21 protein-coding genes are annotated in these 23,010 nt (G+C 70.1%); 14 read left to right on the forward strand and 7 right to left on the reverse strand.

Features of this window, described 5'->3' with window-relative positions; translation table 11 throughout:
* The first annotated feature begins 31 nt into the window (after positions 1–31).
* From M1D55_RS06150 to M1D55_RS06160, 3 genes are read left to right on the forward strand one after another with little or no spacing between them, the layout of a single operon-like run.
* On the forward strand, positions 32–907 hold the full coding sequence (locus M1D55_RS06150; protein ID WP_064576677.1) for a branched-chain amino acid ABC transporter permease: 876 nt from the start codon (positions 32–34) through the stop codon (positions 905–907).
* On the forward strand, positions 904–3,519 hold the full coding sequence (locus M1D55_RS06155; protein ID WP_082928611.1) for a branched-chain amino acid ABC transporter ATP-binding protein/permease: 2,616 nt from the start codon (positions 904–906) through the stop codon (positions 3,517–3,519). The genes M1D55_RS06150 and M1D55_RS06155 overlap by 4 nt, the downstream gene beginning before the upstream one ends.
* Positions 3,519–5,117 (forward strand): gamma-glutamyltransferase family protein, encoded by a 1,599-nt coding sequence (locus M1D55_RS06160; RefSeq protein ID WP_064576678.1) that lies wholly within the window; start codon positions 3,519–3,521, stop codon positions 5,115–5,117. Before M1D55_RS06155 ends, M1D55_RS06160 begins: the two co-directional genes overlap by 1 nt.
* Before the next feature lie 16 nt (positions 5,118–5,133).
* On the opposite strand, the gene M1D55_RS06165 is transcribed toward M1D55_RS06160, so the two are convergent.
* Genes M1D55_RS06165 through M1D55_RS06180 form a run of 4 tightly spaced genes read right to left on the reverse strand, consistent with a single transcriptional unit; the run spans position 5,134 to position 8,553 of the window.
* Complete coding sequence (locus tag M1D55_RS06165; protein WP_082928619.1) at positions 5,134–5,646, reverse strand: RidA family protein; 513 nt, start codon at positions 5,644–5,646, stop codon at positions 5,134–5,136.
* Between the two features lie 5 nt (positions 5,647–5,651).
* Positions 5,652–6,785 carry an alanine racemase gene (locus M1D55_RS06170; protein ID WP_064576679.1) on the reverse strand — a complete coding sequence of 378 codons (1,134 nt, stop codon included), beginning with the start codon at positions 6,783–6,785 and terminating at the stop codon, positions 5,652–5,654.
* Positions 6,786–6,834: 49 nt separating this feature from the next.
* Positions 6,835–7,830, reverse strand: a complete 996-nt coding sequence (locus M1D55_RS06175) for a tripartite tricarboxylate transporter substrate-binding protein (RefSeq protein WP_456280394.1) — start codon at positions 7,828–7,830, stop codon at positions 6,835–6,837.
* Between the two features lie 24 nt (positions 7,831–7,854).
* Positions 7,855–8,553, reverse strand: coding sequence for an HAD family hydrolase (locus M1D55_RS06180; protein WP_231906521.1), 699 nt, complete (start codon positions 8,551–8,553; stop codon positions 7,855–7,857).
* A gap of 113 nt (positions 8,554–8,666) precedes the next feature.
* Between M1D55_RS06180 and M1D55_RS06185 the strand changes: the two genes are divergently transcribed.
* Positions 8,667–9,668, forward strand: coding sequence for a LysR family transcriptional regulator (locus M1D55_RS06185; RefSeq protein WP_231906523.1), 1,002 nt, complete (start codon positions 8,667–8,669; stop codon positions 9,666–9,668).
* Between the two features lie 37 nt (positions 9,669–9,705).
* Here the strand turns inward: M1D55_RS06185 and M1D55_RS06190 are convergent, their stop codons facing one another.
* Positions 9,706–9,954: an RNA recognition motif domain-containing protein gene (locus M1D55_RS06190; RefSeq protein WP_064576682.1), complete on the reverse strand. Its 249-nt coding sequence runs from the start codon at positions 9,952–9,954 to the stop codon at positions 9,706–9,708.
* 272 nt (positions 9,955–10,226) lie between these two features.
* Between M1D55_RS06190 and M1D55_RS06195 the strand changes: the two genes are divergently transcribed.
* Together M1D55_RS06195 and M1D55_RS06200 are read left to right on the forward strand one after the other, a co-directional pair.
* A complete protein-coding gene (locus M1D55_RS06195) occupies positions 10,227–11,831 on the forward strand; it encodes a DASS family sodium-coupled anion symporter (RefSeq protein ID WP_456280395.1) in 1,605 nt (534 codons plus the stop codon).
* Positions 11,832–11,875: 44 nt separating this feature from the next.
* A complete protein-coding gene (locus M1D55_RS06200; protein WP_064576684.1) occupies positions 11,876–12,925 on the forward strand; it encodes an Ldh family oxidoreductase in 1,050 nt (349 codons plus the stop codon).
* A 37-nt stretch (positions 12,926–12,962) separates the two neighbouring features.
* Here the strand turns inward: M1D55_RS06200 and M1D55_RS06205 are convergent, their stop codons facing one another.
* Entirely contained in the window at positions 12,963–14,105 is a 1,143-nt protein-coding gene (locus tag M1D55_RS06205) for a CaiB/BaiF CoA transferase family protein (RefSeq protein ID WP_064576685.1), read from the reverse strand.
* A 102-nt stretch (positions 14,106–14,207) separates the two neighbouring features.
* Here M1D55_RS06205 and M1D55_RS06210 point away from each other — a divergent pair, with 102 nt between their 5' ends.
* Complete coding sequence (locus M1D55_RS06210; protein WP_064576686.1) at positions 14,208–14,879, forward strand: nitroreductase; 672 nt, start codon at positions 14,208–14,210, stop codon at positions 14,877–14,879.
* Between the two features lie 22 nt (positions 14,880–14,901).
* On the opposite strand, the gene M1D55_RS06215 is transcribed toward M1D55_RS06210, so the two are convergent.
* Positions 14,902–15,861 carry a LysR substrate-binding domain-containing protein gene (locus M1D55_RS06215; RefSeq protein ID WP_064576687.1) on the reverse strand — a complete coding sequence of 320 codons (960 nt, stop codon included), beginning with the start codon at positions 15,859–15,861 and terminating at the stop codon, positions 14,902–14,904.
* A 304-nt stretch (positions 15,862–16,165) separates the two neighbouring features.
* On the opposite strand from M1D55_RS06215, the gene M1D55_RS06220 reads away from it, so the two are divergent.
* The 7 genes from M1D55_RS06220 to M1D55_RS06250 all read left to right on the forward strand — a co-directional run bounded on the left by M1D55_RS06220 (position 16,166) and on the right by M1D55_RS06250 (position 23,005).
* Positions 16,166–17,206 carry a Bug family tripartite tricarboxylate transporter substrate binding protein gene (locus tag M1D55_RS06220; RefSeq protein ID WP_157071895.1) on the forward strand — a complete coding sequence of 347 codons (1,041 nt, stop codon included), beginning with the start codon at positions 16,166–16,168 and terminating at the stop codon, positions 17,204–17,206.
* Positions 17,207–17,285: 79 nt separating this feature from the next.
* On the forward strand, positions 17,286–18,878 hold the full coding sequence (locus tag M1D55_RS06225) for a gamma-glutamyltransferase family protein (protein ID WP_064576689.1): 1,593 nt from the start codon (positions 17,286–17,288) through the stop codon (positions 18,876–18,878).
* Positions 18,879–18,955: 77 nt separating this feature from the next.
* Positions 18,956–19,885, forward strand: a complete 930-nt coding sequence (locus M1D55_RS06230) for a LysR family transcriptional regulator (RefSeq protein WP_064576731.1) — start codon at positions 18,956–18,958, stop codon at positions 19,883–19,885.
* Positions 19,886–20,065: 180 nt separating this feature from the next.
* Positions 20,066–20,509, forward strand: coding sequence for a hypothetical protein (locus M1D55_RS06235; RefSeq protein WP_064576690.1), 444 nt, complete (start codon positions 20,066–20,068; stop codon positions 20,507–20,509).
* Between the two features lie 171 nt (positions 20,510–20,680).
* Positions 20,681–21,025 (forward strand): Zn-ribbon domain-containing OB-fold protein, encoded by a 345-nt coding sequence (locus M1D55_RS06240; protein WP_064576691.1) that lies wholly within the window; start codon positions 20,681–20,683, stop codon positions 21,023–21,025.
* A 59-nt stretch (positions 21,026–21,084) separates the two neighbouring features.
* On the forward strand, positions 21,085–22,230 hold the full coding sequence (locus M1D55_RS06245) for a thiolase family protein (protein WP_064576692.1): 1,146 nt from the start codon (positions 21,085–21,087) through the stop codon (positions 22,228–22,230).
* 1 nt (position 22,231) lies between these two features.
* Positions 22,232–23,005, forward strand: coding sequence for an SDR family oxidoreductase (locus tag M1D55_RS06250; protein ID WP_064576693.1), 774 nt, complete (start codon positions 22,232–22,234; stop codon positions 23,003–23,005).
* Positions 23,006–23,010 lie beyond the last annotated feature (5 nt).

A 23,010-nucleotide genomic window follows, 5' to 3' on the forward strand; every position in this document is an offset into this window, starting at 1 on the left:
CCGCCGACGACGCCCGCTCGAGGAAAACACGATGTTATGGATCTCCGCCGCGATCAGCGGCCTTGGCCTGGGAAGTATGTACGGGCTGATGGCGCTGGGTTTTCACCTGACCTATGTGGTCAGCGCCACCGTCAATTTCGCCCAGGGCAGCTCGATGATGCTCGGCGCAGTCTTGACCTACACCTTCGCGCAGACGCTGGGCTGGCCGATGGCGCCGTCGGTGCTGCTGGCGCTGGCGTTGTGCGCGCTGTACGGGCTGGCGATCGAGTTCGTCGCGGTACGTCCGTTCGCCAGCCGCGGCTCCGACGCCTGGCTGATGGCCACGGTGGCGCTCGGCATCGTGCTCGATAACGTCGTCACGCTGACCTTCGGCACCGAACCGCGCAGCCTGCCGTCGCCGCTGGCCACGGGCTCGCTGCAACTGGCCGACGGGCTGGGCGTCTATCCGTTGCAGCTGCTGATCCCGGTCGTGGGCCTGGCGCTCGCGGGCATGCTGCACTACGTGCTGCGCCACTCGCGCTGGGGCCTGGCGATGCTGGCGGTCGTGCAGAACCGCGATGCCGCCCGGCTGATGGCGATTCCGATCCGCCGCACCGTGGCCGCGGCCTTTGCGGTGTCGACGCTGCTGGCCGGCGTGGCCGGCGTGCTGATCGCCCCGCTGTTCAACGTGCAGTCGGACATGGGCACGGTGTTCGGGCTGAAGGCCTTCGCGGTGGCCATTCTCGGCGGACTGTCCAGCGCCTGGGGCGTGATGATCGCGGGCCTGATCTTCGGCGTGGCCGAGGCCGCCATCACGGCCTCGCTGGGTTCGAGCTACACGCAGATCATCACGTTCGCGCTGGTGATCGCGTTGCTGGCACTGCGCCCGGCGGGACTGTTCGGCCGCGCGGAGGTACGCAAGGTATGAACGCGCACGCTCGTCTCGTTGCCGGTATCGGCACCCCGCTGCAGATCGGCGCGATGGCCCTGGCGCTGCTTGGCGCCGCAGCCGCCGCGATGATGCTGAACGGCTATTTCGTCTTCGTGATCGCCGGGGTCGCGATGCTGGCGATCTGCGGCGTCGGCCTGAACCTGCTGATCGGCCTGACCGGCCAGATCTCGTTCGGGCACGTCGGTTTCTACGCGATCGGGGCCTACAGCGTCGCGATCCTGACCGGCCAGGCCGGCTGGCCGTTCTGGCCCGCCTGGCTGGCGGGAACGGCGCTTGCCGCGCTGGCCGGCGCGCTGCTGGCGCTGCCCGCGCTGCGCGTCAAGGGGCCGGGGCTGGCGATGATCACCATCGCCTTCGGCTTCATCGTCGAGCATGGCGCGGTCGAATGGCGCGCGCTGACCGGCGGCCAGAACGGCTTGATGGGCATCGCGCAGCCTTCGCTGCCGGGCGTCGAAGGCGGCGAACGCGCGCTGGCGCTGCTCGCGCTGGCGGTGCTGGCCATCTCGCTGGCGGCCTACGCGCGCATGTCGCGCGGCAGCTGGGGCGCGGCGATGCGGGCGGTGCGCGACAGCGACACCGCGGCGGCGTCGATCGGCATCGATCCGCTGCTGGTGCGTACGGTGGCCTTTGCCTTCTCGGCCGCGCTGGCCGGGCTCGCCGGCGGGCTGTTCGCGCCGATGCAGGGCATGGTCACGCCGGGCATGTTCTCGTTCCTGCAGTCGATCCTGTTCGTGCTGGTGGTGATGATCGGCGGTGCCGGCACGGTCGCCGGTCCGGTGATCGGCGCGGTCGTGGTCGGCATGCTGCCGGAGCTGCTGTCCAGCCTGGAGAACCTGCGGCTGCTTTGCTTCGGCATGCTGCTGCTGGTGGTGCTGTGGGCCGCGCCGCAGGGGATCGTCGGCGTGGGCACCGCGCTGCTGCGCCAGCTTCGGCCCCCACGCCCCACTGGCGCGCCATCGCGCGAGCCTGGCGACATGCCGTTGCCCGTGCGCGAGCCCGCTGCGCGGCGCGCGCTGGTGGCGGACGGCCTGTCGATGGTGTTCGGCGGCGTGCGCGCGGTCGACCAGTTGTCGTTGATGGTGTCAGCCGGCGCCGTGACCAGCCTGATCGGCCCGAATGGCGCAGGCAAGTCGACCGTGCTCAATATGCTGTCGGGCTATTACCGGCCGCACGCCGGCGGCCGCCGGCTCGGCGACATCGCGCTGCCTTCGCGCGGCGCCTGCCATAGCGCACGCCATGGCATTGCACGGACCTATCAGACCTCGCAGTTGTTCGGCGGCATGAGCGCCGCCGACAATGTCGCGCTCGCACTGGGTGCCGGACGCCTCGGCACGCTGCTCGGTACGGCGCGCTTTACCGCCGCCCCGGTTCGGCAGCGGGCCGTTGCGCTGCTGCGCGCCTGCGGCTATCGCGGCGATCCCGACGCAAGTGCCGCCGATCTGGCGCATGTGGACCGCAGGCTGGTCGAGATTGCACGCGCGCTGGCCACCGGGCCTGCCGTGCTGCTGCTCGACGAGCCGGCCGCCGGATTGTCGCGCGAGGACAAGGCCAGCCTCGGCCGGCTGCTGCGGCGCATCGCGGACAGCGGCATTGCCGTCGGCCTGGTCGAGCACGACATGTCGCTGGTGATGGACGTATCGGACCGCATCGTGGTGATCGATGCGGGCCAGCGTCTGGCGGTCGGCACACCGGCCGAGGTGCGGGCCGATCCCGCGGTCCGCCGGGCCTACCTCGGCGAAGCGGCCATGGACGATGCCGCCGCCGGACCACAGCGGTCGGCGCGCGGCGCCGCCGGCGCGGAACTGCTGGGCGTCAACGCCCTGCGGGCCGGCTACGGCGCGGCGCCGGTGCTGCATGACGTCGCGCTGCAGGTGCGCGAGGGCGAGATGGTCGCGCTGCTCGGCGCGAACGGTGCGGGCAAGTCGACGCTGATGCGCGCGTTGTCGGGCTTGCACCGCCCGGTGCAGGGCGGCATCGCGTTCGACGGCGTCGATCTCGCCGGCGTCGATGCGGCCCGCATCGCGGCGATGGGCATGGTGTTGGTGCCCGAGGGGCGGCAGGTCTTTGCCGAACTGTCCGTGCTCGACAACCTGAGGCTCGGCGCGTTTCCATCCGGCCGCCTGAGCCGCGGCGAGATGCAGCGCCGCATCGAATCGATGCTGCTGCGATTTCCGCGGCTGCGCGAACGGCAGCACCAGCGCGCCGGCCTGCTGTCCGGCGGCGAGCAGCAGATGCTGGCCATCGCGCGCGGACTGATGTCGCAGCCGCGCATGCTGCTGCTCGACGAACCGTCGCTGGGGCTGGCGCCGAAGGTCATCGACGAACTCTTCGCGTCGCTGGACCGGCTGCGCGAGGCGTCGATCACGATCCTGCTGGTCGATCAGATGGCCGCGCTGGCGCTGACGCTGGCCGACCGCGCCTACGTGCTCGAGGAAGGCCGGGTCGTCGCCAGCGGCCGCGCCGACCTGCTGGCTCGCGATCCCGCGCTGGTGCAGGCCTATCTGGGCGGGCACGGGGACGATGCGGGCGACACCACAAGCGACACCGCCGGCAGGTCCGCCGTCGCCCCGCAAGCGGTGGAGGCCTGATGCAGACCACCCTCCTTGCGGCGGGTCTCGCACGCTCGCGCGCCGGCATGGTGACCAGCCCGCATGCGCTGGCCAGCGAGGCGGGACGCGAAGTGCTGCGCGCCGGCGGCAATGCGATCGAGGCGGTGATCGCGATCGGCGCGACGCTGTCGGTGACCTATCCCCATTTCACGGGACTCGGCGGCGACGCCTTCTGGGTCATTGCCGACGGTGCCGGCGACGTGCGCACGCTGTCCGGCATCGGCCAGGCCGCAGCCGCCCCGCCGGTCTTCGATGGCGAGATTCCGGCGCGAGGACCGGCCGCCGCGCTGACCACGGCCGCGACCGTCGATAGCTGGGACCGTGCCTATCGGCTCAGTCGCGACAACTGGGGCGGCACCAACTCGTGGCAATCGCTGTTCCATCGCGCCATCGAGCATGCCGAGGCCGGGTTCCCGGTGACGCCGTCGCATCGCTTCTGGCTCGATTTCAGGGCGGGACAGTGGCACGACTGGCCAGGCTTCGCCCGCGTATTCCTGCCCGAAGGCCGCATGCCCGAGGTCGGCGAACGCTTTCGCCAGCCGCAACTGGCGCGCAGCCTGCGACGAATTGCCGAACAAGGTGCGCGGGACTTCTACGAAGGCGAACTGGCGGAGCGCATTGCCAAGGGCCTGCGCGAAGCCGGCTCGCCGTTGCGCGCAGCCGACCTCGCCGCCACCCGCGCCCGTGAGGAATCGCCACTGACGGTCCCCTACCGCGGCGGCGAGCTGGTCAGCCTGCGCCCGCCCACGCAGGGCGTGACCACGCTGCAGATCATGGGGATACTCGACCGCTTCGATGTCGGCGCGATCGCCGAGGGCAGCGCCGACTACTACCATCTGCTGGTCGAAGCGGTGAAGCGCGCGTTCATCGAGCGCGACCGGTACGTGGCCGATCCCGAGTTCGCCGATGTGCCGGTGCAGGGCATGCTGTCGGCCACGCATCTCGATGCGCTGGCCGCGGCGATCCGCCCCGACCGCGCACTGCCATGGCCGCACCGCTTCCGCACCGGCGATACGGTCTACCTCGGTGCCGTGGACCGCGAGGGCCGCTGTGCCAGCGTGCTGCAGACCATCTACTTCGACTGGGGCAGCGGCGTGGTGGCCGGCGACACCGGCATCCTGTGGCACAACCGCGGCGCGGCGTTCCGCACCGATCCCCGGCACCACAACGTGCTGCGGCCGGGCAAGCGGCCCTTTCACACGCTCAATCCCGGGCTCTATCTGCGCGATGGCCGACCCCGCCTGCTGTACGGCACGCAGGGCGCCGATGGCCAGCCGCAGACGCTCGCGGCGGTGCTGACGCGGATGATCGACTACGACATGGATCCGCTGGCGGCGCTGTCGCGTCCGCGCTTCCTGCTCGGTCGCACCTTCTCGGATTCCCGGGACACCCTGAAGCTGGAGGCCGACGTCGGAGACGCGGTGATGCGCGATCTCGCCGCGCGCGGTCACGAGCTCAGCCCGATCCCGGCGCAGAGCCCGCTGGCCGGCCACCCCGGCGCGATCCGCATCGATGCCGGCGGCACCATCGAAGGCGCCCACGATCCGCGCAGCGACGGCCTGGCGCTCGGCTGCTAGCGGTCGCCAGGCATCTTCAGCGCAGCACCAGCGGCGGTGACAGCAGCGCCTGTGCCGCCGCGGGGTGCATGGCCACCGCCTCGACCTCGGCCAGCACGCCGTAGTGCAGCGCAGGCACCGGCACCACCGCGCGTGCCGGGCGCGCGTCGCCGAGCACCTGCCGGTAGACCGCGTCGAACGCCGGCCAATGCTCGACGCCGGCCAGATAGACGGTGACCTTCAGCACGTCCTTCCAGCCGCACCCGCCCGCCGCCAGCGCCGCCTCGGCGTTGCGCAGCGCCAGCGCGGCCTGTTCGGCAAGCGGCAGATCCGGTTGCGGCTCGCCCTGCGCGTCCAGCGGCAACTGGCCCGACACGAACACCAGGCCCAGTCCCGTGGCGACGTGCGAGTAGTGGCCGCGCGGCTTCGCCAGCGCGGGCACGTCGGGACAGGCGACGCCTTGCGTGGCGATCGTCGCGGCGTTCGTCGCGGCGTTCGTGGCGGCGCTCGTGGCGGCGCTCGGATTCGCGTCTGGATTCACGTCGGTCATCGCGCTCACCATCCACTGAAGCGCGGCCACTGCGCCTCGACGTCGGTACCCCCTGCCACCACGGTGTAGGCACCGTGCTGCGCGGCCGTCGCGCAGGCGTGGTTCGGCAGGATGCGCAGCAGCGTGCCGACCGGCAGCATCGGCGTCGCGGCGGGATCGGAGCGATGGCTGACGATGCCGTGCTCCTGGTTGGCGTCGATCATCAGCAGGCCGGCCAGCGGCTTGCCGTCGACATCGCAGACCAGGCCATAGCCCTGGTCGACCGGCTGCTTCGCGGTACCGCGATCGCGCGACATCGCCATCCAGCCCGCATCGGTGATCAGCCAGCCCTTGTCGCGCTGATGGCCGATGACGGTGCACAGCACCGACAGCGCAATGTCCGCGGTCTCGCAGACGCCGATACCGTTCATCACCAGATCGAAGAAGACGAACACACCGGCCCGCACTTCGGTGACGCCGTCGAGCGACCGCGCGAAGTGCGCGGTCGGCGTGCTGCCCACGCTGACCACCGGGGCCGCGTGCCCGGCCGCGCGCAGACGCTGCGCGGCGCGCACGGCGCCGGCCCGCTCCTGTTCGGCGAGCGCCTCGATCGCTGCCGCCGAGCGGCAGTTGTACGAATCGCCCGCATGCGTCAGCACGCCGGCGAGCCAGGCGCCCTGCCCTTCGTGGCCGCGCAGCTGCGCCGCGATCTCGAGCAGCAGCGGGTCTTCCGGCTTGACGCCGGAGCGGTGGCCGTCGGTATCGATCTCGATCAGCACCGGCACGCCAAAGCCGCGCCGGCGGCAATAGGCGTCCACCGCCGCGGCCGCGTCGACGTTGTCGAGCAGCAGCGTCATCCTCGCGCCGCGCCGCACCAGCGCTTCGACATGCGGCAGCTTCGACGGCACGATGCCGACCGCGTACAGGATGTCGGTCCAGCCATGGTCGAGGAAGTAGCCGGCCTCCTTCAGCGTCGACACGGTGATCGGCGTACCGGGTGCGCCGATGCGCGCGGTGACCTCGGCCGACTTGTTGGTCTTCACATGCGGACGCAGCGCGACGCCGAAGGGCAAGAGCCGTTCGCGCAGCCGGGCGATGTTGCGCGCCATCTTCGTGCGGTCCAGCACCAGCACCGGCGTTTCGAGTTCATGCAGGGTCATGGTTTTCCTTGGTTGCATCCGGTGCGTCCGCTGATCGAGCGTTCGCCATTCAATCGAGCTGCACCTTGTTGGCTTCGAGAATGGGCCGCAGCCGCCTGGTCTCGCTGTCGACCAGCCGCGCGAGATTGGCCGGCGTGTTGTCGGCGCGGGCGGGAAATTCGACACCGACCTCGCGCATCTGGCGGATCAGCGCCGGGTCGGCGAGCGCGTCGTTGATCGGCTGATTCAGCCTCGCCACCACCGCGGGCGGCGTCCCCCTCGGCGCGAACAAGGCATTCCACGAGCGGAAGTGGATGCGGGTCCTGCCGCTGGCCTGCGCGGTAGCCAGCTTCGGCAGCGCGGACAAGGGCTCGCGCGTCAGCACGGCCACCGCCCGTATCCGCCCGCCGGCCACCTGCGCCAGCGACGTCGTGGTCTGATCGCAGGTGAAATCGGTCTCGCCGCCCATCAGCCCCGCCATCGCCGGCGCCACGCCCTTGTACGGCACGTGCATGACCTCGGCCTTCAGATCGCCCAGCAGCATCAGACAGGCCAGATGCGCGATCGACCCCACGCCCGCGCTGCCGTACGACATGTTGGCGTGGTGGGCGCGCAGATAGTCGGCGAACTGGTTGAAGTCGTTGACCGGCAGGTCGCGCTTGACCAGCAGCAGCACCGGTGCCGAGCCGACCAGTCCCAGCGGCTCGAAGTCCTTGCCCGCGTCGTACAGCGGCTTGCGGTACAGGATCATGTTGGCAGCATGCGTGCCGATGGTGCCGAAGCCGATCGTGTAGCCGTCGGCCGGCGCGCGGGCGAGCTTCTGCATGCCGATCGAACCGCCGGCGCCGCCGACGTTCTCGACCACGATCGATGTGCCCAGCCGCGGCGCCATCTTCGCGGCGACGGCGCGCGCCAGCGCATCGCTGGGCCCGCCCGCGGGGAACGGCATGATCAGCGTGATCGGCTTGCCGGGCCAATTGGCTGGGTTCGGCGTCTGCGCTGCGGCCGGCATGGCGATGGTGCCGAGCGCGCCCGCCAGCAGCGCGGCAACGATGGCAAGTTTCATGGTGTCTCCTCCTGAACGGCGCGATCAGCCCTGCGCCGGCGACTGGATGCGCGGGGCCGCCGCGAGCTCCAGCACCGGCACGATGCTCGGCCCCTGTTGCAGCGGTGCGGGCGCGCCTTCTGGCAGCGACAGTCCCACGCGGTTATGCCAGTAGGTATCGAGCCCGACCGCCGACGTGCCGAACAGATCGAAGCCGGAACCGGCGACGAACAGCGTATTGACGGGCTCGGCCCCGAGTTCCCGCAGCGCCAGCCGATAGGGACGCGGATCGGGCTTGTAGAAGCCGGCGCGTTCGGAGGTCACCACCACGTCCATCGGCACATTGAGGCGCTCGACCGCCAGCCGGCCCAGGCGCTCGGAGCAATTGGTCACCACGCCAAGCCGGTGCGTGCTGCGCAGGCGCTCGAGCACGTGCGCGGCGCCGCTCCACAGCGACAGTTCGCTCCAGCGCTCGTCGAGCGCGTCGGCCATCGAGGCCGGCAGCCCGGTCTCGATGGCGGCCTCTCGCACCAGCGTCTCGTAGGGCCGATAGGCGCCGCACGCATAGGTGCGCTTCAGATAGGCCGCGCGCCAGGCGCGGCCCGGCGCCTCGCCGCCCGCCACGCTGTTCCACAGCGTCCACGAATCGAGCAGCGCGGTCAGCAGATCGAACAGCACGACCTCGTATTGGCGTGCGCCATTGGGACGGCCCGGTTGGGAAGGTTGGCGAGGTTGGCTGGTCATGGTGCGGCCCTGGTTGGAATCGATGCCACAGTGTAGGTGTCGCGCGCCCGGCCGTGGTTAATGGCATAGAATTTCTTAATTCACCCCCGGGTTAAGAATCATGATGCTGACGAATGATGAAGCTGACCATTGACGACCTGCGCTTCGTGCTGGCGCTGGACCGGCTCGGCAGCCTCGCGGCGCTGGCGCGCGAGGAAAACGTGACGCCGCCGGCCGTGACCAAGCGGCTCAGCCAGCTCGAAGCGCGCCTGGGCATCCGGCTTGCGCTGCGCACCACGCGCCGGCTGCAGCTGACCCACGAGGGCCATCTGCTGGCGCAGCACGCCACCGGCGTGCTCGAACACATGCAGACCATCGAGGAGGCGCTGCAGCAGCGCAGCCAGGCGGTGGCCGGCAAGCTGAAGGTGCATGGCCCGTTCGGCTTCGGACGGCGCTACCTCGGACCGCTGCTGGCGCAGTTCCAGACGACGCATCCCAATCTCGAGGTGCAGCTGTACCTGTCGGACAACCTGATGCTGCCGCGCCAGCCGGTCCATGGCCGCGATGCCTTCGACGTGCTGGTCAGCATCGGCGCCATCCCCGACTCGCGCTGGGTCGCGCACCGGATCGCGCCGAACCGCCGTCTTCTGTGCGCCGCGCCCGAGTACCTGGCCAAGGCGCCGCCGCTGCTGCATCCCGCCGATCTGGTGCGGCACGCCTGCCTGGTGCTGCGCGAGAACGACGAGGACGTGACGCTATGGCGCTTCGCCGGCCGCGACGGCAAGGACACGGCCAAGGGCGGAAGCAGGAACGCCCGCAAGAACGCCGATGGGGACAATGCCCGCGAACACACGGTGCGCGTGCGTCCGACGATGGAGAGCAACGACGGCGACGTCGTCCACCAGTGGTGCCTGGCCGGCAAGGGCATCATGGCGCGATCGGAATGGGATGTGGCCGACAGCCTCGCCTCGGGCAGGCTCGTTGCGCTGCTGCCCGGCTACCGGCTGCCCGACGCGGACGTGGTGGCGCTGGTGCCGCAATCGCGGGTGGCGTCGATGCGCACGCGGCTGTTCGTCGAGATGTTGCGCAAGGCGCTGGGACCGCGGCCGCCGTGGCGCACCGATCGCCGCGCTTGATACGCCGGCGCGCGAGCGGTCCCTGACCGTACAAGACTCAGTCGTCGCTCTGGTGCGCGACCAGATGCAGCCGCATCACGCCGCCGTCGAAGTACTGCCCGTCGAACTGGCGCAGCAATCCCAGCGCCGCGAAGAAGTCCATGTCGAAGTCCAGCCATGCCCATGGCTGCTCCGGATCGCCATCGCGCATGATTTCCACCGACCGCACCGGCGCATAGGGCGCGAACTTGTCGCGCAGACGCTGTTCGGTGATATCGCGGCGCAGGCCGCGAATCAGCACCTGCATGTCGATCTCCTGGGGCATGGCGCGGCGGCATGTTGTGGCCGCGGCGAAGCACGAATCGGCCGGGCCACGAGACCAATATAGATGTTCGCAGCGGTTCCGGCGTGGCGCGCCGGCGTCATCGGCCGCAGATCCGTGCCCGGCAAGCAAGACGCTTGACCTGGCGCAATGACCGTCGCCGCCGCGCTCGACAATCGCGGCGAGGCGGGCAGATAATCGACCCGTTTCGTGCCGGCGGCCCTGCACGGCCGCTGCCGTCATCCAGGGAAACGGCAATGAGCGACTTGCACAGCAACGCGTCATCCCCGCCTTCCACGCCGGCTGCACCGGCAGCACCGGCCCCATCGGCTGCATCGGCCCCATCGGCTGCACCGGCGGCACCGGCTGGACCGGCCTGCGCGGCAAGCGCCGCCAGTCCTGCTACCGCCAGCAGGCGGCCGCCCTGGGGCCTGTTCGTCGCGGTGCTGGTGCTGATCGGCGTGCTGGCACTGCCCACCCCCGCCGACCTGCCGCTGGCCGGACACCGGATGCTCGCGATCCTCGCCTTCGCGGTAGTCGTGTGGATCAGCGAGGCGGTGTCGTACGAGACCAGCGCGATCATGATCACCTCGCTGATGGCCGCGCTGATCGGCCTCGCGCCCACGATCGGCGACCCCAATACGCTCTATGGCACCTCGCGCGCGCTCGGCATGGCGCTGGCGGGCTTCGCCAATACGGCGCTGGCGCTGGTCGCCGCCGCGCTGTTCATCTCGGCGGCGATGACGGTGACCGGACTGGACCGCCGCATCGCGCTGGTCACGCTGTCGGCGATCGGCACCAGCACGCGCCGCATCCTGGTCGGCACCATCGCGGTCACCATCGCGCTGTCGCTGGTGGTGCCGAGCGCCACCGCCCGCAGCGCCTGCGTGGTGCCGATCATGATGGGGGTCATCGCGGCCTTCGGCGTGGACAAGCGCTCCAATATCGCGGCCGGCATCATGATCACCGTGGCGCAGGCCACCAGCATCTGGAATGTCGGCATCCAGACCGCCGCCGCGCAGAACCTGCTCGCGGTCGGCTTCATGGACAAGCTCCTGGGCGAGCGCGTGACCTGGCTGCAATGGCTGATCGCCGGCGCGCCGTGGGCGCTGGCGATGTCGGTGGTGCTGTATCTGCTGGTGCGCTGGCTGCTGCCGCCGGAGACCGAGGCGATTCCCGGCGGCAAGGAGGCCGTGCAGCGCGAACTGGCGGGACTGGGGCCGATGAGCGGCCCGCAGAAGCGCCTCGCCGCGGTATCGATCGGCCTGCTGCTGGCGTGGGCCACCGAGGGCAAGCTGCACGGCTTCGACACCGCCACCGTGACCTTCGTCGGCCTGGTGATCCTGATGCTGCCGCGCGTCGGCGTGATGGACTGGAAGACGATGCAGCAACGCACGCCGTGGGGCACGCTGATCGTGTTCGGCGTCGGCATCAGCCTGGGCACCGCGCTGCTGACCACGCAGGCCGGGCAATGGCTGGGCAAGTTCGTGGTCGCCAATTCGGGCCTGGCGACGCAGGGTCCGATCGCGGTGTTCGCGATCCTCGCCGCCTTCCTGATCGTGATCCACCTCGGCTTTGCCAGCGCCACGGCGCTGACGGCGGCGATGCTGCCGATCCTGATCTCGGTGCTGCAGACGCTGCCGGGCGACATCGACAAGGTCGGCATCACGATGCTGCTCGGCTTCACGATGAGCTTCGGCTTCATCCTGCCGATCAATGCGCCGCAGAACATGGTGTGCCTGGGCACCGATACCTTCAACGGCCGCCAGTTCGCGCGCATCGGCATTCCGGTCACGCTGGTCGGCTACGCGATGATGCTGCTGTTCGCGGCGACCTACTGGCGCTGGCTCGGCTGGATCTGAGGACGGATCCGGGGATCAGCGCCTCGCAATACGAGGAGTCCGACATGAAGATCACCCTGCAGGAAGCCCATCGGCTGGCGCGGGACATTCTGGTGGCGCTGAATGTGCCCGACGATATCGCCGACGATGTCGCCGAGCACCTGGTCGAGTCCGACCGCTGCGGCTATGCCAGCCACGGGCTGTCGATGCTGCCGCAGTATCGCGCTTCGGTCGAAGGCGGCAGCGTCAACCCATCGGGCCGCGCCAGCTGCGCGCTGGACCGCGGCACGTTGATGGTGTTCGACGGCAACGGCGGCTTCGGCCAGCATGTCGGCAAGCGCGTGATGCAGGCCGCCATCGAACGCACGCGCGAACATGGCCATTGCATCTTCACGCTGCGGCACTCGCACCATCTGGGCCGCATGGGCTATTACGGCGAGATGGCGGCGCAGGCGCGCATGGTGCTGCTCAGCTTCACCAACGTCATCAACCGGCCGCCGGCCGTCGCGCCCTATGGCGGCCGGGTTGCGCGGCTGACGACCAATCCGCTCTGTTTCGCCGGGCCGATGCCGAACGGGCGCCCGCCGCTGGTGATGGACATCGCCACCAGCGCCATCGCGATCAACAAGGCCCGCGTGCTGTCCGAGAAAGGCGAGCCGGCCCCGGAGCGCAGCGTCATCGATGCGAGCGGCGCGCCGACCACCGACGCCGGCGCGATCTTCGCCGATCCGCCCGGCGCGCTGCTGCCCTTCGGCGGCCACAAGGGTTACGCGCTCGGCGTGGTCGCCGAACTGCTGGCCGGCGTGCTGTCGGGCGGCGGCACCATTCAACCGAACAATCCGCGCGGCGGCGTGGCCACCAACAACATGTTCGCGGTGCTGATCGATCCGCAGCTCGATCTGGGCCTGCAATGGCAGAGCACCGAGGTCGAATCGTTCATCCGCTATCTGCACGAGACACCGCCCGCGCCGGGCTTCGACCGCGTGCAGTACCCGGGCGAGTACGAGGCCGACCACCGCGCCCGCACCGGCGACGAACTGGACGTCAATCCCGCGATCTGGCGCAATCTGGCCAGGGTGGCCGGCGATCTCGGGGTGGCGCTGCCGGGCCAGTGAGGCCGGTCGCCGGCAGAGGCTCGCAGGCCTGGCTGGATCAGATCACGCCGTCGCCCTTCAGCGCGGCAATCTCTTGCGCCGCGAAGCCCCAGTCGCGCAGCACCGCCTCGGTGTCGGCACCGGGCGGCGACGCGGGGGTGGGCTTGTCCGCCGCCGTACGCGAAAAGCGCGGCGCCGGCGCCGGATGGATGACGCCATCGATCTCGACGAAGGTGTCGCGCGCGCGGTTGTGCGCGTGGACCGGGGCCTCGTCCCAGTCGAGTACCGGCGCGAAACACGCATCGCTGCCTTCCATCAGCGCGCACCACTGGTCGCGCGTGCGCGTGCGGAACACCTCGGCCAGCCGTTGCTTCAGTTGCGGCCAGTCGCGCGGATCGCCCTGCTTCGCGAAGGCGGGGTCCTCGATGCCGCACAGCTCGATCAGCCGGCGATAGAACTGCGGCTCGAGCGCGCCGATCGCGACATACTTGCCGTCCGCGCAGGCATAGGTACCGTAGTACGGCGCGCCGCCGTCGAGCAGGTTCTCGCCGCGCCGGTTGCTCCAGCGTCCGGCCGCCTTGAAGCCGTACATCATCGCCGACAGCAGCGCGGCGCCATCCGTCATCGCGGCATCGACCACCTGCCCCTTGCCGCTGCGCTGGCTCTCCAGCACCGCGCAGACCACGCCGAAGGCCAGCATCATCGCGCCGCCGCCGAAATCGCCGATGTAGTTCAGCGGCACGACCGGCGCTTCGTCGGGCAGGCCGATCGCATGCAGCGCGCCGGTGATGGCGATGTAGTTGATGTCGTGCCCGGCTGCCTGCGCCAGCGGGCCGTGCTGGCCCCAGCCAGTCATGCGGCCATAGACCAGCCGCGCGTTGCGCGCCAGGCAGACGTCCGGCCCCAGGCCCAGCCGCTCCATCACGCCGGGCCGGAAGCCCTCGATCAGCACGTCGGCCCGTTCGATCAGCCGCAGCACGGTCTCCGCGGCGCCCGGCTGCTTCAGGTCGATCGCCAGCGAGCGCCGGCCGCGTGCGGTCACGTCGAAGCGGACGTCTTCGGGCAGCACGCCCGCCCCGCGATCGGGCCGGTCGATGCGAATCACCTCGGCCCCCATATCGGCCAGCATCATCGCGCAGAACGGCCCCGGCCCGAGGCCGACCATCTCCACCACCTTCAGTCCATGCAGCGGACCCGCCATGCCTGTCTCCTGTTGTCGTGGTATCGTCGGACGCCAAGTTACCACGCCACGCCCGGCGCCGCGAACGCGCATTCCGCGCCAGACCAGGTACGAGAGGAGACCATGAACGTCAGCGAAGCCATTGCCACGCGCCGCTCGATCCGCGGCTTTCTCGACAAGCCGGTGCCGCCGCAGCTGATCCGCGAGATCGTCGAGAAGGCCGCGCGCGCCCCGTCCGGTGGCAATCTGCAGCCCTGGCATATCCAGGTCGTCGGCGGCGCGCCGCTGGACGAGCTGAAGGCCATCATGCGCCAGCGCGTGGTCGACGAACCGAAGGGCGAGTCCGCCGAATACCACATCTATCCGCCCGAGCTGGTGTCGCCCTATCGCGAGCGGCGCTTCCAGGTCGGCGAGGACCTGTACGGCCATCTCGGCATCCCGCGCGAGGACAAGGCCGCGCGCCGCCAGCAGTTCGCGCGCAACTTCCAGTTCTTTGGCGCCCCGCTGGCGCTGTTCTGCACCGTGGACCGCCGCATGGGCCCGCCGCAATGGTCGGACCTCGGCATGTATCTGCAGAACGTGATGCTGCTGCTGCGCGAAGCGGGCCTGGACAGCTGCCCGCAGGAATGCTGGGCGATGTATCCGGAAACGATGCGCCGCTTCCTCGGAACGCCGCCCGAACGCATGCTGTTCACCGGCATGGCGATCGGCTACGCCGACCCGGACGCTGCGGCCAATCGGCTGGTGGCGCAGCGGGCGCCGGTCGAGGAGTTTGCGCAGTTCATCGGGATCTGAGCCGGGGTCCGGGCGCTCGTCGTTACGCGAACTGCGCCGCCTGCCGCGCCGGCGCGTCGGCATGCTCGCCCGCCTGCTCGCCCGCCAGCATGCGCCATAGCGCGTGCAAGGTCGGATTGGCGCTTTGCGCCGAGCGGTAGGCGCAGATCTGCAGCGGCGAGCACCAGCTGTCGTCACCGGCCGGCACCAGCGTGCCCGCCGCCAGCGCCTGCGCGACGGTGCTGTGCGGCAACCAGGCCACGCCGTGCCCTTCGCTGGCCATCTTCAGCAACAGCATCGCCATATCGGCTTCGTAACAGCGAACCAGCCGGCGATGCGCCTGTTTCTGTTCGAGAATCGACTCGACCACGCGGCCCAGCGTGGTGTTGGCGGTATAGGCGAGGAACGGTGCCGGGCTCGGCGTCTTGCCATTGCGCTCGGCAAGCGAATAGACCGGCGCGCCGCGCGAGGTGGGGACCGACACCGGCATCAGCAGATCGCTGCCCACCGTCAGACTGCGGAAGCGCTCGCTGTCCAGCGACACCGGCACGCGCGGATGGTTGTAGCCCAGCATCAGATCGCAATGGCCCTCGGACAACGCCACCACGGCGTCCAGCACGTTGGCGGCGACCACGCGCGCATGGAAGGTGCCCGCACGCTGCCGGCACTGCCTTAGCCAGTCCGGCAGGAACGTCAGCGACAAGGTGTGGCCAGCCGCGATCTCGATGCCCTTGTCCGGCATCGTGGCCTCGCGCCGCAGCGCCGCGCGCGCTTCGAGCAGCCGCTCGCACGCGTCGCGCGCCGTCGCGCAGAAGGCCGCGCCCGCCCGCGTCAACGCCAGCGGATAGGTATTGCGGTCGACCAGCTCTGCCCCGGCCCACTGCTCGAGCGAGCGAATGCGGCGCGACAGCGCCGACTGGGTGATATGGCGCAACTCCGCGCCGCGCGAAAAGCTGCGCGTGCGCTCCAGCACGAGCAGGTCCTCGATCCACTTCAACTGCATGGTCGTCTTCCGTCAGATGCGTGCCGGCCTCGTCGCGGGGCACGGCAGTGCGGCCGCTGGCGCCTTATTCCGTTTCCGCATGACGCCATGGCCGATCCGCATCCGCTGACGCACGGACCGTGCCTAGAATCGGCCATTCCCATCAGCGCAGTCCGCGGCCCGGCCGTGGACGCGGCATGACAGGCGCCCGGAGCCGCGCGACAAGCGGACCGCGCCAGATTCGCCATCCCGGTCCCTCCCCGGCAACGCCGCCATGGCGGCACGCCGTTGAGGCAGCCATCACGGAGTCGTCGACATCATGGTCATGCAATTGCTTCACCCCGCGCGCACCGCCACGGCGCATCCGCGCACCATCCTGAACACCGCCCGCCGCCAGGCGCTGCGGCTCGCCGCCGTGGCGGCCGTGGCAATGGCCGCCGCTGCCGGCGCACCCGCAGCGCTTGCCGAGTACCCGGATCGTCCGATCCAGCTGGTGCTGTCATTCCCGCCCGCCGGCGCCACCGATGTGCTGGCGCGCGCGGTCGGCCAACGCCTGTCCCAGCAGTTGCAGCAGCCAGTGGTGGTCGAGAACCGGCCGGGCGCGGGCGGCGCGATCGGCCTCGCCTATGCCGCCAAGGCGGCGCCCGATGGCTACACGCTGTACCTTGCCGCCGTCAGCAATGCGGCGATCGCCGCCGCCACCTATTCGAGCCAGCCCGCCGACCTCGCCAGGGACTTCGTGCCGATCGCCGGCATCGGCAACGTGCCGCACATCCTGGTGGTGCCCGCGACGCTGCCGGTCAGGACCGTGCCGGACCTGGTCAAGTATCTGCAAGGCGCGCCCGGCAAGTACAACTTCGCCTCGCAGGGCAACGGCACGCTGTCGCATCTGGAGTCCGAACTGTTCCGGCTGCGCACGGGCGTCGACGTGGTGCACGTGCCGTACAAGGGAAGTGCATTCGCGCTGCCCGACCTGATGGCGGGCCGCTCGGCCATGATGTTCGACAGCATCCCATCCGCGCTGCCGCACGTCAGATCCGGCAAGCTGAGGCTGCTGGCGGTGGCCTCCGAGCGCCGCGTCGGCTCGCTGCCGGACGCGCCGACCATGGCGGAGGCCGGCATCCGCGACTTCGGGGTCAACAACCTGTTCGGCCTCGTTGCGCCAAAGGGCACACCGCCCGCCGTGGTGCAGAAGCTGGCCGCCGCCACCAAGGCCGCACTGACGATGCCCGACCTGGTGCAATCGCTCGAAACGCAGGGCGTGCAGGTGCAATTCACGCCGAGCGACGCCTTCGCTCGGATGATCGGCGAGGAAATGCGGACCTGGAGCAAGGTCGCCCAGGCGGCGAAGGTCAGGATCGACTGACGCCCGAACGCCGCACGCCGCCGCGGGCGCTCGGGCAAATGCCCAGCGCCGTTCCCCGATCGCTTCCATTGCACATCCGATGACTTCCTTCCTGAACTTCCCCTACCGCTCCCAGCGCGCGCCCGTGCTGGCCGACAACGTGGTGGCCACCTCGCAGCCGCTGGCTGCGGCCGCCGGGCTGCGCATGCTCGCGCGCGGCGGCAACGCCGTCGATGCCGCGCTGGCCACCGCGATCGCGCTGACCGTGGTCGAGCCCTGCATGAACGGCATCGGCGGCGACGCCTTTGCGCTGATCTGGGACGGCAACAAGCTGCATGGCCTGAACGCGTCGGGCCGCGCGCCGCGGGCGTGGACGCCCGAGTCCTTTTCCCGCTACGACGCGATGCCGTTCAAGGGCTGGGACAGCGTGACGGTGCCCGGCGTGGTGTCCGGCTGGCGCACCGCCTGGGACAAGTTCGGCTCGTTGCCGTTCGAAGACCTGTTCGAGCCGGCGCTCGAATACGCGCGCAACGGCTTCGTGGTCTCGCCCACCGTGCACCGCCAATGGCAGTCCCAGATCCCGGTGCTGGAAAGCCAGCCGGGCTTTGCCGAAGCGTTCGCGCCGCGCGGCCGCGCGCCGCTGCCCGGAGAACGCTTCGTCTGCCCCGGCCAGGCCGACACGCTCGAGCGCATCGCCCGCAGCGGCGGCGACGACTTCTATCACGGCGAACTGGCCGCGCGCATCGCCGCGCATGCGCGCGCCACCGGCGGCCGCATCGATGAAGCCGATCTCGCCGCGCATCGGTCCGACTGGGTCGAGCCGATCCAGATGCGCTACCGCGATCTGACGCTGCACGAGATCGGTCCGAACGGACAGGGCATCGGTGCCTTGATGGCGCTGGGCATGCTGGACCAATGGGACGTGGCGTCGGCCGGCGTCGACTCGGCGCGGACCATGCATCTGCAGATCGAAGCGATGAAACTGGCCTTCGCGGATCTGCACGCCTATGTGGCGGATGCCGACGCGATGCGCACGGTCACCGCGCGCGACCTGCTCGATCCCGGCTATCTGAGCGAGCGCGCCCGCGCCATCGATCCGGCCAGGGCGAGCTATCCGGGCCCCGGCAAGCCGCACAGCGGCGGCACCGTCTATCTGACCGCGGCCGATCAGAGCGGCATGATGGTGTCGTTCATCCAGTCCAACTTCAAGGGCTTCGGCTCCGGCGTGGTGGTACCGGGTACCGGCATCGCGCTGCACAACCGCGGCTGGGGCTTCACGCTGCAGCCCGGACATCCTAACCAGGTTGCACCCGGCAAGCGCCCCTTCCATACGATCATTCCGGGCTTCCTGATGCGCCAGGGCGCGCCGCTCGCTGCGTTCGGCGTGATGGGCGGCTCGATGCAGGCGCAGGGCCACGTGCAGATGACGAGCCGGCTGGCGGACTTCCACCAGAACCCGCAGGTCGCCTGCGACGCGCCGCGCTGGCGGGTGATGGACGACAACGCAGGCGTCGCGGTGGAGGCGCACTGCCCGGCGGAAACGGTGCAGGCACTGCGTGCGATGGGTCATGCGGTTCAGGTGGCGCCGGCCGACAGCCTCGAATTTGGCGGCGCACAGATGGCGATGCGGCTGCCACAGGGGTATGCCGCGGCGTCGGATCATCGGAAGGACGGTTATCCGCTGGGGTTCTAGGGCGCAGCGCGACGGGCCCGCCTTGGGTAACCAGTCGGCGTTATGATGGCGGCACTCTCAACCATCGGTTGCCGATCATGGACAAGGCCCGCGTTCTTACCCTGTTTATTGGTGTGGTTCGCGCCGGCAGCTTCCGCCGCGCGGCGGTCGAGGCCGGCGTCACGCCGCAGGCGGTCAGCAAGGCGGTGCGGACGCTCGAAGCGGAACTTGGCGTGCGCCTGCTGCACCGGACCACGCGCAAGCTGAGCCTGACGACCGAGGGCGCGCGGCTGTTCGAGCTGGCGGCGCCGGGCATGCGCCAGCTCGACGAGGCACTCGAGCAGATCCGCAGCAGCAGGAGCGAGGACGACGGCACGATCCGGCTGACCGCGCCGCCCTCGCTGGGCAGCCGCGTGCTGGTGCCGCTGATGCACGGCTTTCGGGAACGGTATCCGGGCATCGTGTTCGACGTGGTGCTGACCGACCTCTTCACCGACCTGGTCGAATCCCGCATCGATGTCGGCTTTCGCGTCGGCACCAGCCCGGGCCAGAACCTGGTGGCACGGCGGCTGTGCGATGTGCCGTTGATCATCTGCGCGTCGCCCGAATACCTGGCGCGCCACGGCGAGCCGGCCACGCCCGAGGCGCTGCTGCAACACCGGTGCACCGGCTTTCGTCGCGCCTCGACCGGTCGCATGGTGCCATGGGAGCTGCAGGTGGATGGCAATCTGGTCTACCAGGAAGTGCCGACGGTCGCCAGCTTCAACGACCTGGACACCGAGGTCGAAGCGGTGCGCACCGGCATCGGCATCGGCCAGCTGCTCGCCTACATGGTCCACGACGATCTGGTCCGTGGCCGTCTCAAGCCGATCCTGACCGACTACACCAGCAGCAACGTCGGCCTGTACATGTATTTTCCCCATCGCACGCAAATGCCGGCGCGCGTCCGCCGATTCATCGATTTCGTGGTCGAGGCGAGCCGCGGCGCTGAGCAGTCGCTATCCAGGCTGGTCGGGCTGGCCTCCTGACGTTTCGCCCCCACTGCCAACTTCTGGTTGCTTCTGAGACGGCATTGGACGCCCTAGTGCCACTGTCGCCGCCCTCCTACATTGGTCTCAACGGCGGCTGCATCGCCCCCCACACCGGGGAACGCGCCGCGGCCACCGCCCAGTGCGAACCGATTCAGACCCGTCATCAGGAGCGACATCATGATTTCCCAGTTCACCCGCATCTTCGTCCCCGCCGCCGTCTCGCTGGTGGTCGGCCTTTCGCTGCAAGGCGCGCACGCCGCGCCGATCGACAGCGCCCCGGTCGGCACCGCGGCGCGCATGCATGACGTGTTCTCGGAAGGGCTGCGCCAGGGCTCGTTCAATCCGTTCACGGAGGGCGCCCGCGGCAACGTTTCCGCCGCCATCGTGAGCGCACGCGCCCATGATGTCTTCAGCGAGGGGCTGCGCGATGGCCGCTTCGACCCCGACTCCGAAGGGGCGCGTGGCGCGGCGGACGGCGCGCTGGTGGCAGGGCTGGACCGCAGCGGCGTCTCCGCCCCGCCCGCACGGCAGTTCGATCCGTACTCGGACGGCGCCCGCACCGTCGACGGCGATCCGCGCGCACGCGGCGCGGCGCTGACGGGCGTGCCGGCCCTGGTGTAACGGCGCTCGCCGGCCCCTCCGGCTCGCCGGCCTCAACGCTACGGCAATCCCTGCCCCTGCCCGGCGCTTTCGCTTGATATTTTCTCAAGCGAAAGCGCCGGAAATATCGTTTGTCGGGTCCGGCGCGGGCGACAACCATTACGCCAAGGCCAACCATCACAGGAGACAACCGTGTCGGACCCGCTCTGGACTACGGAACCCATCCCCCATCTGCTTGCCTCGCGCGAGCGCGCCACCGGCGAATGGATCTTTCCCGCGCTGCCGGACCACTCGCCGCTCGCCGCCGCCCACGACCCGGTCGCCATCGCCGGCACCGGCGTGGTCTACAGCTTCACGATCATCCATCCGGCGCCGAAGACCGGGCTGGCGCCCTATGCGGTCGGCTATGTCGACTTCACCGGTCCGGTGCGGCTGTTCGGAAGGCTGGCCGGCAACGACCGTCCGGCCATCGGCGACCGCTATGTGCCGCGCCGCGATGCCGAACTCGGCTACGTCTTCGAGGCCGTCCGGCCCTGACCCGGCCGCGACGGCCACCGCAACCGCAAACGCAAACGCAACCGAAGAAGGCAAGCAAGATGCAGGACATCTATCTCCATGGCGGCGCGATGACGCCATTCGGCCGCCATGCCGGCGTACTCGCCCCCGAACTGGCGCAACAGGCCATCCTGAAGGCGCTGGCCGACGCCGACGTGCCCGCGGGCCGGATCCAGGCCGTCTACTGCGCCAACGTGCTGGGCGGCATGATCCTCGGCCAGTTGATCGTGCGCGATCTCGGCCTCAAAGGCATCCCCGTCTATAACGTCGAGAACGCCTGCGCCAGCGGGGCAACCGGCGTCCATCTGGCGCGGCATGCGCTGCTGGCCGGGCAGTACGAGACGGTGCTGGTCGTCGGCATCGAGCAACTGACGGCGCTCGGCGGCGGCACCATTCCGCTGCAGCGCAACGACCACAAGACCGACTTGTACGCACGGGCCGGCATGGTGCTGCCCGCCGTCTATGCGATGCGCGGCACGCGCTTCCTGCACGAGCGCGACGCCTCGCCCGCCGACCTGGCGCAGGTCGCGGTCAAGAACCGCCATCACGGCTCGCTCAATCCGTATGCCCAGCAGCGCAGCACCACGACGGTCGAAGAGGTACTCGGCTCGCGCATGATCGCCGATCCGCTGACGCTGCTGCAGTGCTGCCCCTCGCAGGTCGATGGGGCGGCTGCGCTGGTGCTCGGCACGCGGCGGCCGGCGCAGCCGCGTCCGGTCAAGCTGCTGTCGTCGGTGGTGGTGTCCGGCATGCGCGAGGGCGCCGACGACGACATCCTGGACGCGGAGATCACCGCGCGCGCCGCGCGGCTGGCGTACCAGCAGGCGGGCCTGGGCCCGGAAGACGTCGATGTCGTCGAGCTGCACGACGCCTTTACCATCGCGGAACTGCTCTACTACGAAGCGCTGGGACTGGCCCCCCGTGGCGACGCGGTGCCGCTGTTGCGCTCCGGCGCCACCCGGCTCGGGGGCCGCGTGCCGGTCAATCCGAGCGGCGGACTGCTGGCCAAGGGCCATCCGCTGGGCGCGACCGGCGTGGCGCAGATGGTCGAGATCCTGTGGCAGCTGCAGGGCCGCGCCGGCGAACGGCAGGTGGCGGACGCCCGCGTCGGCCTGACCCAATGCACCGGCGGCGGCATTGCGGGGGTCGACCACGCCGCCTCCTCCGTGCACTTGCTGGGAGCCTGACATGGCAACCGACACGACCCCTCGCTTCGATCCCGCCCACGTCGCGGTGGTGACCGGCGCCGCGCGCGGCATCGGCCTGGGCATCGCCGCGCAACTGGCCCGACAGGGGCTGACCGTGGCGTTGCTCGACCGGGACGCCGCCGCGCTCGATGGCGCGGTCGGCGCGCTGACGGCCGACGGCTTGCGGGTCTTCGGCGCCAGCGCCGACCTGACGGAGTCGGCCGCGGTCAACGACGCCTTTGCACAGGTGCAGGCCCGCGCCGGCCGCGTCGACTATCTGGTCAACAACGCCGGCGCGGTCCGCGACATGCGCTTCCTGAAGATGAGCGATGCCGACTGGGACCTGGTCATCGACACGAACCTGCGCTCGCAGTTCCTGTGCTGCCGCGCGGCGCTGCCCGGCATGGTCGAGCGCGGCCACGGACGTATCGTCAATATCTCGTCGCGCGCCTGGCTCGGCGGCTTCGGGCAGGCGAACTACTCGGCCGCCAAGGGCGGCGTGGTCAGCCTGACGCGCTCGCTGGCCATCGAATTTGCCAGCAAGGGCATCACGGTCAATGCGATCGCCCCGGGCATCGTCGACACGCCGCTGTTTCGCGGCTTCGCGCCCGACGTGCAGGCACGGCTGAAGCAATCGGTGCCGGTGCAGCGGATCGGTACCGCCGGGGACATCGCCAACGCGGTCGGCTTCTTCCTGGATCCGCGCTCGTCCTACGTGACCGGCCAGGTCCTCTATGTCTGCGGCGGACGCAGCCTGTCCTCGCCCAGCGTCTAGGGAGC

The sequence above is a fragment of the Cupriavidus sp. JZ107 genome (assembly GCF_053903255.1).